This is a genomic window from Micromonospora sp. WMMD882 (genome assembly GCF_027497255.1).
Taxonomy (GTDB): domain Bacteria; phylum Actinomycetota; class Actinomycetes; order Mycobacteriales; family Micromonosporaceae; genus Micromonospora.
Window position 1 is genome coordinate 5835682 of record NZ_CP114903.1, and the last position, 15111, is coordinate 5850792.

Below are 15111 nucleotides of genomic sequence, written 5' to 3' on the forward strand. Positions count from 1 at the left end.
CACCGCCCCCGACACCCGCGGCGGCCGGGTGGGGATCGACCGGGACGGCCCACGGAACGCGTAGGGTGCGCTCGTGGAGCACATCTGCGTGGTGACGACCGTGGTGGACGCCCGATCGGTCGCCGACCTGCTGGCGGCCACCGCCGTCGCCGGCCGGCTGGCGGCCTGCGCCCAGGTCGGTGGTCAGGTGGAGAGCACCTACTGGTGGCAGTCCGCGATGGAGACCAGCTCGGAGTGGTCGGTGCAGTTCAAGACCGCCCCGGACCGGGTCGCCGCGCTGGTCGACCAGATCCGGGCCAGCCACCCGTACGAGGTGCCGGAGATCCTGGTGACCCGGGTGGAGAGCGGCAACCCGGCCTACTCGACCTGGGTGCACGACCAGACCCGTCCCTAGGTACGCGCACTCTGGCTTCCACTTCCGCCGGCACGCAGGATGGCCGGGTGCAGACCAGCAGCTACCCCTGCCCCGGTTGCGGGGCCCCGGCCGACCTGACCGCCGGCTGTCGGTCGTGCGGTCGGGGGCCCGACCCGGTGGCCGCCGAGGTGATCCGCCTCGACGCCGAGATCTCCGTCCTGTCCGGGCGGGTGGCGCAGGCGCGACGCACGTACCACGAACTGGGCACGACGCTGCGCGCCGCCCGGCAGCGGCGGGCAGAGCTGGCGGCCCGGGTCCGGGCCACCCGGACGACCCCGCCGGCCGTCCCCGCGCACGCCGCCCCCGCGCCGTTCGGGCCCGCGCCGATCGGGCCGGGACAGTTCCGTCCGGGGCCGGTGGGGCCGGCGTCGGTTCCGGTCGCGCCCGCCGGCCGGCCGGAGACGTCGACCAGGACCGTCCAGGGGCTGCTGTTCGTCCTCGGTGGACTGCTGCTGGGCACCGCGGCGATCGTCTTCACCGCCGTCGCCTGGGCGTCGGTGGGGATCGCCGGCCGGGCGGCGATCCTGGCCGGGTTCACCGCGCTCGCGCTGGCCGTCCCACCGGTGGCGGCCCGGCGCGGGCTGCGCGGCACCGCGGAGACCTTCGCCGCCGTCGGGCTCCTGCTGGTGCTGCTCGACGGGTACGCCGCCTGGACGGTCGACCTGGCCGGCGTCACCGCCTGGCCGGGCACCCGGTACGCCGCGCTGACCGGGGGGGTCAGCGCGGCGTTCGCCGCCGGGTACGGGCTGGTCACCCGGCTGGCGGTGCCCTGGTTCGCGGCGCTGCTGGTGGCGCAGCCGGTGCTGCCGCTGCTCGCCGTCGAGGCCCGGCCGGGCGTCGACGGCTGGGCGCTGGTCCTCACCGGGGTCGCGCTCGTCGACCTGGCCGTGCTCGCCGGGCTGCGCCGCCGGCCGGCGCCCGGATCACTGGGGTTGGCCGGTCGGGTCGCCGCCTGGGCCGGGCTCGCCCTGGCCCTGGCGTCGGCCACGGTCTGCGCCACGGCGACGTTGGCCGTCGGCGAGGCGGCGGGCACCGCGTACGCGGCCGGGTTGCCGTTGCTGGCGGTGGGGGTGGTCCTGCTCGGGGCCACGCTGGTCGACGGCGGACCGGTCCTGCGGACGCTCGCCGCGGCGGCGCTGGTGCTGCTGACCACGGCGGCGGCGCTCCGTCCGGTGGCCGCGCTGCGGCCCGACGAGCTGCTGGTGGCGACGGCGCTGGTGACGGTCGCGGTGGCGGGCGTGGCCCGGCTGCTGCCCCGCGCGGTCCGGACCGGCCCCCGGGTCGGCGCGCTCGTGGTGGCCGCCGGTCTGGCCCAGACGGCCCTGCTGCTGACCGGCGGGTCCGCCGCCGCCACGGTGGCCCGGTCGACGCCGCCGTGGCAGGGGGCGCCCGCCGCGCCGGTTGCGTCCTGGGGTTGGCAGCTTCCGGTAGCCGTGCTGCTCGCCGCCGGGGCGGGCGTCCTGCTGCTGCCCCGGGTCGTCCGGTTCCCGCTCGCCGTCGCCGCGGGCGTGGTCACCGTGTTCGCCGCGCCCGCGGTCGCCGCCACGCCGTGGCCGGCGGTGGTCGCGCTGGAGACGGTCGCCGGGGCGGCCCTGCTGCTGGCCGCGGTGCGGTGGCCGGGCTGGCGGGGGTACCGGCCGGTGCTGGTCGCCGCCGGTGGCGTGCTCCTGGTCGGGCACGCCCTGCTGGTCGGCCTCGCCGCGCCGGTGGGCGCCGGCGCGGTCCTGGCGGTCGTCCTGGTCACCGCGCTAATGGTGGCTGCCCGGGGTCGCCGGTCGACGACGCCGGCGCGGGTCCTGGCCGGCCCGGCGGTGGCGGTGGCGGTGCTCGCCGTACCGGCCCTGGTGGCCGTGACGCTGGTCGAGGTGGATCCGGCGCCGCACTGGCGGCTGCGGGGCCTGGCCGGCGCCGTCGGGCTGCTGCCGGTCGCCCTGGCCGCGGTCCGTCGACACTGGGCCGAGCTGAGCGGGTACGCCGCGACCGCGCTGGCCGTGGCGCTGCCGGTGGCCGGGTTCGCGCCGTTGGTCGTGCCGGCGGGGGAGCCGCTGTCGCCGTACCTGGCGGTGGCGGTGGCGACGGCCGTGGTCGGGCTGGCCGTCGTACGGTCCGACGTGCGCCTGCGGGTGGTCGGGGCCGGCCTGGCGGCGGCGACGGTCGTGGCGCTCGTCCCGGCGGCGCTCCAGGTGCTGCTCGGCCCGTACGGCTGGTTGACGGACGTCTGGTCCGGTGTCCCGGCCGGGGTGGGGTTGCCGCCCGGCCCGCCGGCCGTCCGACTCTCCGCCGGGGTGGCCCTGCTGGTGCTGCTCGGGGCGGTGGCGGTGGCCGGGCGGCGCGAGGTGCTGGGCCGCCCGGCGGCGCTCGCGGTGGCCGTGCCGCTGGTCGGGCTCACCGGGCCGGTCCTGGTCGCCGGCCTTGGCGTCCGCTGGCCTGCGTTGCCGGCGGTGTCCCTGCTGCCCGGCCTGGCCGCCCTGCTGACCGCCGCGCTGGCGCGGCAGGTCCCCCGGGCGGGGCGGCTGCTGCCGGCGCTGGCCGGCACCGGTCTGCCGCTGGTCGGCGCCGGGCTGGCCGGGCTGCTGCCGACCCGGGCCGGCACCCTCGCCGGGCTGGGCGGGACGCTGGTCGCGGCGGTGGTGGCCGGGGTGGCCGGGCGGGCCGGCGTCCGTCCGCTCGGCTGGGCCGGGTCGGCCGTCGTCGCGGTCGGGTTCGCGGTGACCGCCGGTGAGGCCGGTGGGCTGCCGCTGCGGACGACCGCGTTCGCGGTGCTCGTGGCGGCCGTGCTGGCCCTGGTCGCCGCCGCCGTGGTGGCCGTCCGCCGACCGGTCGAGGGACTCGTGCTGGACGCGGCGGCCCACGGTGTCGCGGTGACCGCGCTGCTGCTGGCTGTCGGCTCGCTCCGGCACGCCGCGGCGGTCTGCGCCCTCTGGGGGGCCGCCGTGGCGGTGCGGGCGCTGCGCCCCGGGGAGTCCGTGGGCCGGCGGTGGGCCCTGGCCACGTCCGCCGGGGTCAGCGAGCTGGTCGGCGCCTGGCTGCTGCTCGCCGTCGGGCAGGTGGCGCTGCTGGAGGCGTACACCCTGCCGGCGGCGGGGCTGGCGGTGCTCGCCGGGCTGGTGGCGTTGCGGACCCGGGCGGGGGCGACGAGTTGGCCGACCCTCGGCCCGGGGCTCGCCGCGGCGCTGCTGCCCAGTCTGGTGTCGGTGCTGTTCGCTCCGGACCCGCAGCCGTGGCGGCGACTGCTGCTGGGGGCGGGCGCGCTGCTGGCGGTGCTGGTCGGGGCGGTCCGCCGGTGGCAGGCGCCGGTGGTGGCCGGCGGGGTGGGTCTCGCGCTGCTGGCGCTGCACGAGGCCGTCCGGAGCTGGGACCTGCTGCCCCGGTGGGTGTTCCTGGCCGTCGGCGGGTTGGCGCTGATCGGGCTGGCCACCACGTACGAGCGCCGTCGGCGGGACCTGGCCCGGCTGCGGGCCGTGGTGGGCCGCCTCGGGTAGCCCCGGCCCGCCCGTGCCCGCCCTGCCGGTGGCTCACGGTCACTCGTGGTCGGGGCCGTCCCGGTAGGGTGCTGACCATGGCAGAGGCGCTCACCGCCGAGGCGGTGCGAGACGGGTTGGCCGCGCTGGCCGACTGGGCGGGTGACCCCGCCGGCATCAGCCGCACCGTCCACCTCGACAGCTTCCCCGCGGCGATCGCGGTCGTCGACCGGGTGGCCGAGGTCGCCGAGGAACGCGACCACCACCCCGACATCGACATCCGATGGCGGACGGTGACCTTCCGCTGCACCACCCACTCCGCCGGTGGCGTCACCCAGCGTGACTTCGATCTGGCCCGGCGGATCGACGAGATCGTCCGGAGCGCGCGATGAGATTCGAGATCAGCAAGGTGCTGGACGCCATCGAGGGGCGCGTCTGCACCGACCCCGCCCTGGCCCGGGCCGTCGTCGACCTGGCCGAGGTGATCCGCTACCAGGATCTCGACGCCGGTCGGCCGGCGAGCATGCTGCGCCTCGGCATGGTGATCGACGCGCTGGCCCGGCAGGTCGAGGAGGACAGCGTCCCGGTCTACGCGGTGGTCCACCGGGCCCTGCTCTCCGACGCCGACCTGACCTCCAACGAGCGGATGGTGGTCCGCCGGTGGGCCGACGACGGCCTGGTCGAGGTGCTGGACCAGCCGGGCGACCGGATCCTCGAGGTGGCTGACCTGCTCGGTCTGCCGGTGCTCAGCCGGGCCCGGTTCGACGGGCTGCGCGGCCGCTACCCGTGGGTGGTGGAGCACCCGGGCCGGGTGGTCGCCCCGGTCCCCGGCCCGGGCGGGCCGACCTTCGTCGCCCACGTCGGCAACGGCACGGCCCCGGTCGCCGGCCGGCCCTCCCCCGTGGGGGCGCAGGTGCTGGCCCGGGTGTGGCGCTGCCCGGAGCCCGGCTGCGCGTTGTTCGGCTCGGGGGGCGGTGGCGGCGCGTTCGCCGACCTGGCCCGGGTGGTCGAGCGGAGCCCGGCCGCCCAGCCGCCGCCCACCCTGCGCGGTGGCGCGCCGGCCTGCCCCCGGCACGGCGTCCGGCTCGGCGACGCCGGGGCACGGCCCCGCACCGAGGTCCTCGCGGTCCGCATCGGCGGGCTGGTGCGTCGCCGGTTCGTGCTGACCGCCGAGGAACCGGTGCTTGTCGGTCGGGCGCCGGACGCCCCCGGCGGCGTCACCCTCGGCCAGTGGCTCAACGACGAGGCCCGCCGGTGGATCAGTCGCAGCCACGCCAAGTTCGAGCTGCGCGCCGGCACGGTGGTGGTCACCGACGTCAGCACCAACGGCTCCGGGATCCGCCCGGGCGGCTCGATGGCCGAGGCGGACCGGATTCCGCTGGCCCCGCAGCAGTCGCGGGTGCTGGACCCGGGCGACATGATCGAGCTCTACCCGGGCGTCCAGATCGGCCGCCCGGGTGAGCTGCCGGCGGGCGCGCAGTACACCCCCACCTCGGTGATGGCCGAGGCGCCCACCATGGCCATGCGGCTGCCCCGGCCCTGACCGCTCCCGCTCCCGCTCCCGCCCTGGCCCTGGCCCCGGCCCTGGCCCCGGCCCTGGCCCCGGCCCTGGCCCCGGCCCTGGCCCCGGCCCTGGCCCCGGCCCCGGCCCCGGTCACGGCCCGGGACGGTGTCCGTCCACCCGAGCGGCCCGACCGGCGGCAGGCCCGACCGCGCGGGCGGCGACCGGTCCGGCCGGCGCGGACGGCAGCAGGCCCGGGCGGCGGCAGATCAGTCGGCCAGTACGGCGGCGAGCTGGGTCAACGCGTGGTCGATCTCGTCCGGGGTGATGACCAGGGGCGGGGCGAGCCGGATCGTGGAGCCGTGGGTGTCCTTGGCGAGGACGCCCCGCTCCATCAGCCGCTCGCACGCCTGCCGGCCGGTCATCAGCGCCGGGTCGATGTCCAGCCCGGCCCACAGGCCCCGGCCCCGGACGGCGACCAGCCCCCGGCCGACCAGGTCCCGCAGGCCGGCGTGCAGCCGCTCGCCCAGCTCGGCGGAGCGGCGCTGGAAATCGCCGGTGGCGAGCAGCCGGACCACCTCGACGCCGACCGCGCAGGCCAGCGGGTTGCCGCCGAAGGTGGAGCCGTGCTGGCCGGGCCGGAGCACGCCCAGCACGTCGGTGTTCGCGGCGACCGCGGACACCGGCACGATGCCGCCGCCGAGGGCCTTGCCCAGCAGGTACATGTCCGGCACGACGCCCTCGTGGTCGCAGGCGAAGGTCGCTCCGGTACGCCCCAGGCCGGACTGGATCTCGTCGGCCAGGAAGAGCACGTTCCGCTCGGTGCAGGCCCGGCGTACGCCCGGCAGGTAACCGGCCGGGGGCGTCACGACGCCCTGCTCGCCCTGGATCGGCTCGATCAGCACCGCGACGGTGTGCTCGTCGATCGCCGCGGTCAACGCGTCCAGGTCGCCGTACGGGACGACGGTGAAGCCCGGCGTGTACGGCCCGAAGTCGTCCCGGGCGTCGGCGTCGGTGGAGAAGCTGACGATGGTGGTCGTCCGGCCGTGGAAGTTGCCTTCGGCGACCACGATGTTCGCCCGGCCGGCCGGCACCCCCTTGACCTGGTAGCCCCACTTGCGGGCCACCTTGATCGCGGTCTCCACCGCTTCCGCGCCGGTGTTCATCGGCAGGATCAGGTCCTTGCCGCAGAGCTGGGCCAGCTCCCGGCAGAAGTCGGCGAACTGGTCGTGGACGAACGCCCGGCTGGTCAGGGTCAGCCGGTCGAGCTGGGCGTGCGCGGCGGCGATCAGCCGCGGATGCCGGTGCCCGAAGTTCAACGCCGAGTAGCCGGCCAGGCAGTCGAGGTACCGTCGGCCGTCCACGTCGGTGAGCCAGGCCCCCTCGGCGGAGGAGACCACCACCGGCAGTGGGTGGTAGTTGTGGGCCGTCCACTGTTCGGCTTCCCGGACCGCGCCCGGCGTCCGCAGCATGTCGTCGAGGATCACTTGGCTGTCCTTCCCTGGCGGAGTCGCAACGTGCAGCACTTCGGTCCGCCGCCGGCCTTGCGCAGCTCGGACAGGTCGACACCGATGGTCTGGTAGCCCCGGTCGCGCAGGCGCGCGGCGAGGTCGGTGGCCTGGACGGGCAGCACCACGTGCCGGCCGTCGCTGACCGCGTTCAGCCCGAGCACCTCGGCGTCGGCCATGGTGGCGTGCACCGCGTCCGGGAAGAGCCGGCGCAGCACGGCCCGGCTGCCGGGCGAGAACGCCTCGGGCAGGTACGCCACGGTCCGTTCGTCGAGCACGGTGAGCGCGGTGTCCAGGTGGTAGAAGCGCGGGTCGACCAGGCGCAGGGTGATCACCGGGTAGCCGAAGACCTCCTGCAACTGCGCGTGCGCGGCGTGCGCGGTGCGGAAGCCGGTGCCGGCGAGCAGCAGGTCACCGGCGAGCAGGACGTCGCCCTCGCCCTCGTTGACGTGCTTCGGGTCGTGCGTCTCGAAGCCGGCCGCCTCGAACCACGCGCGGTAGGCGGGCGCCTCGTCGGCGCGCTGCGGGTCGCGGAACTGCACCGCCATGGCCCGACCGTCGATGACGGTGCCGCCGTTGGCGGCGAACACCATGTCCGGCAGCCCGGGCACCGGAGGGATCTCCTCGACGGTGTGACCCAGCTCGCGGTAGACCTGCCGGAGTTGCTCCCACTGCCGGACGGCCAGGTCGGCGTCGACCGGGGCGGTCGGGTCCATCCAGGGGTTGATCGCGTAGTCGACGGCGAAGTACGTCGGCCGGCACATCAGGAAGCGCTGGCTGGTGGCGTCCATCGTCATGTGTCCTGCTCCCACGGGTCGGGCGCGCCCGGCCACCGTCGGCTTGCGGGCTGGCGCCGTCCTTCCACGCTATGCGGCGCGCGATGGCGGTAACCACCCGTGAGAGTTGCGTGAAGCAGAGGTTCATTGCGTCTGTGTCGGCCTGTGCCGGCGAATCGTTGCGTATGTGGCGGGGGGCACGCGTAACGGGGCCGGAGGCCGCCCAGCACGCGGGGCCACCCAGCACGCCGCCCCCGCCTGACAAGCGGGGGGCCACCCAAGGCGGGCGACCCAAGGCGGGGGGGCGACCCAAGGCGGGGGGCCACCCAAGGCGGGCGACCCAAGGCGGGGGGCCGCCCAAGGCGGGGGGCCGCCCAAGGCGGGGGGCCGCCACTTCACAGAAACAGGGGCATCGTCCCCCGGGGACATCCCCATCTCCGCGAAACGGAGTCGATCATTCCCGGGCGACAGGGGTCCGCCCCAGGGCCACGCCATGCCCCTACCGAGCCGCCGTGCCCCGGCCACCCCCGCCCGACGCGCGGCTGGACCGCACATCACGGAAGTGGGGGCATCACCGGCCGGCGATGCCCCCACTTCCGTAAAAAATGGAGTCGATCAGCCGCGGGGGCTGGGCGGGGCGACGTGGGGCGGGGCCGGACACGTTTCAGGGGCGGCGAATCGCCGCCCCTGAAAAGTTTCGCCCCCGCTGGTGAACCACCAGTCGACCGGAGCCGGCCGGTGCATCACCGGCGAGGTCAACAATGCCCGTCAGAGTCGATCGACAAACTGTGAGTCAAGCCACTCGCGCAGGCGGAGCACCCAGTCGCCGTCGGTGCTGGGCCACTCGTACTGCCCGCTCATCGCCAGCACGCCGAGCACCACGGCGGCGAGACCGGCCGCCATGCCGAGCAGCGCGTCGAACTTGCCGGCCACGTGCCGGCGGCGGGTCGCCATCAGCCCGAGCACGGCGAGCACCGCGCCGACCGCGCCGACCGCGATGCCGTAACCGGCGAGCGTGCCGGTCATCACGAACGCCACCCCGACCACCCCGACGACCAGCCCGAACGTGGCGAGCAGGCTGGACCGCGGCCGGCGGGCGGGAGCCGCGGCGGGCTCCGGCGCGCCCCGCCCGTCGCCGTCCCGCTCCAGGTCGGCCCGGTCGGGATCGCGACGCTCCAGGTCGGCCCGGTCGGGATCGCCACGGTCGAGGTCGGCGCGGTCGGGATCGCGACGCTCCAGGTCGGCCCGCTCCAGGTCGGCCCGGTCGGGATCGCCACGGTCGAGGTCGGCGCGGTCGGGATCGCGACGCTCCAGGTCGGCCCGCTCCAGGTCGGCCCGGTCGGGATCGCCACGGTCGAGGTCGGCGCGGTCGGGATCGCGACGCTCCAGGTCGGCCCGCTCCAGGTCGGCCCGGTCGGGATCGCCACGGTCGAGGTCGGCGCGGTCGGGATCGCGACGGTCGAGGTCGGCCCGGTTCAGGTCGGCCCGGTCGGGATCGCGACGGTCGAGGTCGGCCCGGTTCAGGTCGGTCGGAGTGCGGTCGAGGTCGGCGCGACCGGAGTCGGTGTGGTCCGTCCCGCCCCGACGCAGGTGGCCCCGGTCCACGGGACGTTCCTGCGCGCCGTCCTCGGCCACGTCGACGGTCCGCTCCCGGCCGGTAGCCGGGCCCGGAGTCGGATCGACCGGACGGGTGGTGGCGGCCCGGGCGGTCGCGGCCCGGGCGGCGGCCCGCCGCTCGGCCGCCGCGTCGCGCGGATCCCGGCCGTCGCCGGTGGCGGCGGCGCTACGGTACGTGGTCCGGTCGTCGTCCCGGTCGGTGGCCACCGGCGGGGCGACCTGCCCGACGCCGGTCGCCGGCACGGTCCCGTCGATCCGCCCGTCCCGGCCCCGGTCCGCCCCGTCGATGATCTGGCCCGCCCCGTCCGGGCGTTGGCCCGCCCCGTCCGGGCGGTCGTCCACGCCGTCCGGGCGCTGGTCCACGTTGGCCGGCTCGCTCCGGCGCGACAGCAGGGGAATCCTCACCACTGACACCTCCTCGTGAGCGCGTGGTGACCCTCGGCCGGGCCGGTGACAGCCACGCGGTACCTACCCGAGGTACCCGGGCGGTTCGTTCGGCACACCTGGGCCGGCTCGGCGTACGGCGGTGGACGGGCAGGTGAACACGTGTCGACGGGCCCTTTCCGGCTTCGGTGGAGCCCGTCGCGGCCGTAGGATCCTCAGCCGTGACCGGGATGGACGACACCGTGACCGACCCTGGCCCGGCGACCCGGGGCCGGGTGGTGATGCTGGTGGACAACGGGGTGCACGGCGACTCGCGGGTGCAGAAGGCGGCCCGGTCGGCCGCCGCTGCCGGCTGGTGGGTGACCCTGCTGGGACGGTCACCGGACGGCACGCCGCAGCGGTGGCGGATCGGCGACGCCGAGGTGCGGCTGCTGCCGATGGGCGGCGGCCGGGCCGGCGGCGCGCAGGCCCGCCGACGCCGCGTGGTCGCCGCGCTGGGCGGCCTCCGGCAGCCGGTCGAGCGGGCGTACACCCGGTTCTGGTCGGTGGCGATGCGGGAGCGGGCCTGGCGGCGGCTGGAGCCGTCGCTGTGGCAGTACGAGCGGGCGTACGGCCCGGTGGTGGACGCCCTGGCCCCGGACCTGATCCACGCCCACGACTTCCGGATGCTCGGGGTGGGCGCGCGGGCCAAGCTGCGGGCCGCCGAGCGGGGCCGCCCGGTCCGGCTGCTCTGGGACGCCCACGAGTTCCTGCCCGGCATCAAGCCGTGGCGGGACAACGTGCGTTGGCTGCCCGCGCACCGCGCCCACGAGCGGGAGTACGCCCCGTACGCCGACGCGGTGGTGACCGTCTCCGACGAGCTGGCCCGGCTGCTCCAGGCCGAGCACGGCCTGACCGAGCGGCCGGCGGTGGCGCTCAACGCCCCGGACCTGCCGGAGGCGGTGGCCGAGCCGGTGCCGCTGCGTACCCGGTGCGGGCTCGGGCCGCGGACGCCGCTGCTGGTCTACAGCGGGGCGGCGGCCCCGCAGCGCGGGCTCGGCGTGCTGGTGGAGGCGCTGCCGGAGCTGCCCGACGCGCATCTCGCGTTCGTGGTGAACCGCCCGGAGGGCGACTACGTGCGGGGGTTGGTGGCGCGGGCCGGTGAGCTGGGCGTGGCCGACCGGTTGCACGTCGGCGGGTACGTCGCCGCCGACCAGGTGGTGCCGTTCCTCGCCGGGGCGGACGTCGGGGTGATCCCGATCGAGCACTGGCCCAACCACGAGATCGCGCTGATCACCAAGTTCTTCGAGTACTCGCACGCCCGGCTGCCGATCGTGGTCAGCGACGTGCGGACGATGGCGGCGACGGTCCGCGCCACCGGGCAGGGCGAGGTGTTCCGCGCCGGCGACGTGGCCGACCTGGTCCGGGCCGTCCGGGCGGTGCTCGCCGACCCCGGTCGGCACCGCGCCGCGTACGACCGTCCGGGCCTGTTGGCCGGCTGGTCCTGGCCGGCGCAGGCCGAGGTGTACGACCGGCTCTACGCCCGCCTGCTGCCGGCCGCCGCCCCGACGGACCGGACCGACGGGTGAGCGTTCCCGACGTCAGCGTGGTGCTGCCGGTGTACAACGCCATGCCGTACCTGACCCGCTGCCTGGCCTCGCTGGCCGGGCAGACCATCGGGGCGGACCGGGTGGAGGTCGTCGCGGTCGACGACGGCTCCACCGACGCGGGTCACCGGGAGCTCGACCGGTTCGCCCGCCGGTTCCGCGGGCGGGTCGTCCTGCTGAGACAGGCCAACTCCGGTGGCCCGGCCGCGCCCTGCAACCGGGGGTTGGAGCGGGCCACCGGGCGGTACGTCTTCTTCCTCGGCGCGGACGACCACCTGGGCCCGGAGGCGCTGGAGCGGCTGGTCGCCGCCGCCGACCGCAACGACGCCGACGTGGTGCTCGGCCGGGTGGTGGGGGTCAACAGCCGGTTCATCCACCAGGAGGTCTTCGCCGAGACCCGGACCGAGATCGGGCTGGCCGACCCGGCGCTGTCCTGGTCGCTGGCGAACACCAAGCTGTTCCGGCGGGACCTGATCGAGCGGCACCGGCTGCGCTACCCGGAGGACATGCCGATCGGCAGCGACCAGCCCTTCACACTGGCGGCCTGCCACCATGCCCGGCGCGTCTCGGTGCTGGCCGACTACGACTACTACTTCGCGGTACGTCGTCTCGACGCCCGCAACATCACCTACCTGAGCCGGGCCGGCGAGCGGTTGGCCTGCGCCGAGGCGCTCGTCGCCTTCGCCGCCGACCTGCTGCCGCCGGGGCCGGCCCGGGACACCGTGCTGGCCCGGTACTTCGCCATGGAGATCGCGGCGCTGCTGGCCGACGACTTCCTGACGCTGGACCGTGCCACCCAGGAGAGACTGCGCACGGGGGTACGGGCGCTCGCCGAGGCGCACCTCAGCGCGCCGGTCGCCGACCGGCTGGCGGTGGAGACCCGGCTGCGGCTGGCGGTGGCCCGGGACGGCGACCTCGACGACCTGCTCGAGGTGATCCGACAGGACGCCGAACGGGGCGTGCCGCCGAGCGTGCTGGTCGGGGAACGCTGGTACGCCGCGTACCCCGGCTTCGGCGGCGGGCTGCCCGACGACGTCTTCGACGTGACCGACGCGCTGCCGCAGTGGCTGGCGAAGCTGGACGTGACGGCGACCGGCTGGGAACGGGACCGCTCCGGCCGTACGGTGCTCACCGTGCGGGCCCGCAGCCCGCTGCCCGACCTGGCCGCCCGGTCCTGCGCGCTGGCCGTGGTCGCGGAGGACGTGTCCGGCGGCGAGGTGTCGGTCACCCCGGAGGACGGGTCGACCTCGGTGACCGTGCGGTTCGATGTGGCCGCCCTGGTGGCGGCGAGCGCGGTCACCGGGCAACGCCGGGCGGTACGGGTCGAGGTGACCGCCGCCGGTCGTACCGGGTCGGCGCCGTTGCGGGCGACCCGACTGAGTCCACCCCGGCCGGTGCTCCACCGGCGGGGCCGGCGGCTCTACGCGGTCAGCCCGAGCCGGGACGACTCCGGTCGACTGATGATCTCCGTCGTGCCGCTCACCCCGCGACGGGTGGCCGCCCGGCTGGCCCGACGCCGCTGAGCCCGGCCGCCGGGGCGGGGGAGTCCCCGCTCCGGGGCGGGTCCGGCCGACTCGTGGCGTCGACCTCCCGCCACCGCAGCGCGTGCCGGATCGCGTCGGTGACGCCGTAGCGGGGCTGCCAGCGCAGCAGATGCTGGCCGAGCCGGCTCCGGTTGAACACCCCGGCGACGTCACCGGGGCGGGGCCCGGTCTCCCGGTACGGCAGCGGCGCGCCGGTGACCTCCTCGAACGCGGCGACGAGCTCCCGGACGGTGGTGCCGGCGCCGGTGCCGACGTTGAGCGCCACGAAGCCGGCCCGCTCGGCGGCCACCACCTCGTCGAACCGGGTCAGCGCGGCCACGTGCGCCTCGGCCAGGTCCCAGACGTGGACGTAGTCGCGGATCGCGGTGCCGTCCCGGGTCGGCCACCCGACGCCGGTCACCCGGAACGTCTCGCCCCCGTGCCACGCCTCGATCATCCGGCCCAGGGCGTGACTCGGGTCGCGCAGTTGCAGGCCGGTGCGGAAGAGGGGGTCCGCGCCGATCGGGTTGAAGTAGCGCAACGCGATCACGTTCACCTCGCCGGCCGCCGCCGCGTCGGCGAGGACCTGCTCCACCATCGCCTTGCTCCGGGCGTACGGGCTGGTCGGGTCGATCGGGGAGGTCTCGTCCACGGCGAAGTCCGGGCCGGGCCGGTAGAGGGCGGCGGTCGAGCTGAACAGCACCCGGTGGCAGCCGTTGCGGGTCAGGTGCCCGACGAGGGTGACCGCCTTGGCCAGGTTCTCCCGGTAGTAGCGCAGCGGTTGACGGACCGACTCGGGCACCACGATCACCCCGGCGCAGTGCACGGCGGCGGTGATGTCCGGGTGCTCGGCGAAGATCCGGTCGACCAGCCGGCCGTCGGCGACGTCACCCCGGTAGAAGGCCCGACCGGCGGTGAACGACTCCCGGCCGGTGGAGAGGTCGTCCAGGATCACCGGGACGTGTCCCCGGTCGAGCAGGGCGGACCCGACGGTGCTGCCGATGAACCCGGCCCCACCCGTGACCAGCACCTTCACCGGTTTCCTCCTCGCCGTGACCGGTCAGGTCAGCGGGTCGTCGCGGCGGTTCCCCGCCCGGTTGCCGGCCCCGCCGTGCCGGCAGGCTCCGCTGTGCTTGTCGATTCCGCCGTGCCCGCCGGTTGCGGGGTGGTGGGTCGGGCGGAGCGCCGGAGCCGGCCGACCGTCCGGTGCGCCGACCGCAGCGCCGCCCAGGCCGGGTAGCTGTCCCGTCGGATCAGCCGGTGCTTCACCCCGGCCACCCCGCCGGGCGTCGGGTAGCCGCCGGGCGGCAGCCAGCGGCGGCAGTCCTCGGCGGCCCGCCGGAAGAAGGCCCGCCGCGAGGCGTCCGGCAGCCGCGACTCGTTGCCGACGATCACCAGGTAGTGGTTGACCATCAGGCGGAACAGCTCCGGACGGAAGACGTCGTACCGGCCGTCGGCGGCGTCCACCGCGGCGAAGACGGCGGCGTACTGGTCGAAGACCTCGAAGTGCCGGTCCCCGCGGGTCACCGTGATCCGGCCCTGCGGCTGCTGCCGGTAGTGGTAGCAGACCCGCTCCAGCACGTCGATGCTGGCGGCGGCCATCAGCAGCGGGTGACTGTAGGCGACGTCCTCGTACCAGCCGCCCCGGAAGCGCAGCCCCGTCGCGTCGAGCAGCTCCCGGCGGACGATCTTCGTGCAGGCGGACTGGGCCAGCCGGAGCAACTGCGGCCGGTCGGCCAGCCGCAGCGGGGTGGGCCGCCCACCGAGCGCGTCGGCCGACGGGCGGGGCGCCACCCGACCGTCCGGGAACACCTCCGCGTGGTCGATGAGGAGCACGTCGGGGCGGGTCGCGGCGAGCCGGTCCCGGACGGCGGTCAGCGAACCCGGCGGCAGCCAGTCGTCGGCGTCCACGAACCAGACGTGCTCGCCGGTGGCCCGGTCGAGCCCGGCGTTGCGGGCGCCGCCGAGCCCCACGTTGTCGGTCAGCCGCACCACGCGGACCCGGGGATCGTGGGCGGCGTACCCGTCGAGGATCGCGCCGCAGCCGTCCGGGGAGGCGTCGTCGACCGCGACCACCTCGACGTCGTCGGCCGCCTCGGCCAGGATCGAGTCGAGACAGGTCGCCAGGTACGCCTCGACGCCGTGCACCGGAACGACGACGGACAGCCGGGGTCGCCCCGAGATGGGCTCTGCGCTGCTCACACCGGGTGACCATGCCGGACGCGGGTTGCCTCCACCCGACCGCCGGATGAACATCCCACACTGGTCGCCGGCGCGAATCCATCGACGGCCGTTCCGAAAGCTCGACCGGAATCCCGGTTGCCCCCAGTGGCATGATCA

The 15111-nt window shown here is 76.3% G+C and carries 11 protein-coding genes; 6 read left to right on the top strand and 5 right to left on the bottom strand.

The genetic code is table 11. From position 1 onward, the window contains the following. The first annotated feature begins 73 nt into the window (after positions 1–73). The 4 genes from cutA to O7606_RS25220 all read left to right on the top strand — a co-directional run bounded on the left by cutA (position 74) and on the right by O7606_RS25220 (position 5419). On the top strand, positions 74–394 hold the full coding sequence (cutA, locus tag O7606_RS25205) for a divalent-cation tolerance protein CutA (RefSeq protein ID WP_281596473.1): 321 nt from the start codon (positions 74–76) through the stop codon (positions 392–394). A gap of 47 nt (positions 395–441) precedes the next feature. Further along, positions 442–3897 carry a hypothetical protein gene (locus O7606_RS25210; protein ID WP_281596474.1) on the top strand — a complete coding sequence of 1152 codons (3456 nt, stop codon included), beginning with the start codon at positions 442–444 and terminating at the stop codon, positions 3895–3897. A 77-nt stretch (positions 3898–3974) separates the two neighbouring features. After that, positions 3975–4268, top strand: a complete 294-nt coding sequence (locus tag O7606_RS25215) for a 4a-hydroxytetrahydrobiopterin dehydratase (protein WP_281596475.1) — start codon at positions 3975–3977, stop codon at positions 4266–4268. Next, the gene (locus tag O7606_RS25220; RefSeq protein ID WP_281596476.1) at positions 4265–5419 is read left to right on the top strand and encodes an FHA domain-containing protein; all 1155 of its coding nucleotides are present in this window, start codon (positions 4265–4267) and stop codon (positions 5417–5419) included. Before O7606_RS25215 ends, O7606_RS25220 begins: the two co-directional genes overlap by 4 nt. Positions 5420–5646: 227 nt before the next feature. Here O7606_RS25220 and rocD read toward each other — a convergent pair whose 3' ends face one another. The 3 genes from rocD to O7606_RS25235 form a co-directional block, all read right to left on the bottom strand. Beyond that, positions 5647–6861: an ornithine--oxo-acid transaminase gene (gene rocD, locus O7606_RS25225; protein ID WP_281599870.1), complete on the bottom strand. Its 1215-nt coding sequence runs from the start codon at positions 6859–6861 to the stop codon at positions 5647–5649. Further along, complete coding sequence (gene ddaH, locus O7606_RS25230) at positions 6861–7676, bottom strand: dimethylargininase (RefSeq protein ID WP_281599871.1); 816 nt, start codon at positions 7674–7676, stop codon at positions 6861–6863. Before ddaH ends, rocD begins: the two co-directional genes overlap by 1 nt. A gap of 753 nt (positions 7677–8429) precedes the next feature. Beyond that, positions 8430–9683 carry a pentapeptide repeat-containing protein gene (locus O7606_RS25235; RefSeq protein WP_281596477.1) on the bottom strand — a complete coding sequence of 418 codons (1254 nt, stop codon included), beginning with the start codon at positions 9681–9683 and terminating at the stop codon, positions 8430–8432. A gap of 260 nt (positions 9684–9943) precedes the next feature. On the opposite strand from O7606_RS25235, the gene O7606_RS25240 reads away from it, so the two are divergent. Together O7606_RS25240 and O7606_RS25245 are read left to right on the top strand one after the other, a co-directional pair. Further along, positions 9944–11230 (top strand): glycosyltransferase family 4 protein, encoded by a 1287-nt coding sequence (locus O7606_RS25240; protein WP_281599872.1) that lies wholly within the window; start codon positions 9944–9946, stop codon positions 11228–11230. Continuing rightward, positions 11227–12771, top strand: coding sequence for a glycosyltransferase family 2 protein (locus tag O7606_RS25245; RefSeq protein WP_281596478.1), 1545 nt, complete (start codon positions 11227–11229; stop codon positions 12769–12771). The genes O7606_RS25240 and O7606_RS25245 overlap by 4 nt, the downstream gene beginning before the upstream one ends. Here the strand turns inward: O7606_RS25245 and galE are convergent. Beyond that, on the bottom strand, positions 12728–13807 hold the full coding sequence (gene galE, locus O7606_RS25250; protein ID WP_281596479.1) for a UDP-glucose 4-epimerase GalE: 1080 nt from the start codon (positions 13805–13807) through the stop codon (positions 12728–12730). The two genes, O7606_RS25245 and galE, sit on opposite strands and share 44 nt — an antisense overlap. A 29-nt stretch (positions 13808–13836) precedes the next feature. After that, a complete protein-coding gene (locus tag O7606_RS25255; RefSeq protein ID WP_281596480.1) occupies positions 13837–14973 on the bottom strand; it encodes a glycosyltransferase family 2 protein in 1137 nt (378 codons plus the stop codon). Positions 14974–15111 lie beyond the last annotated feature (138 nt).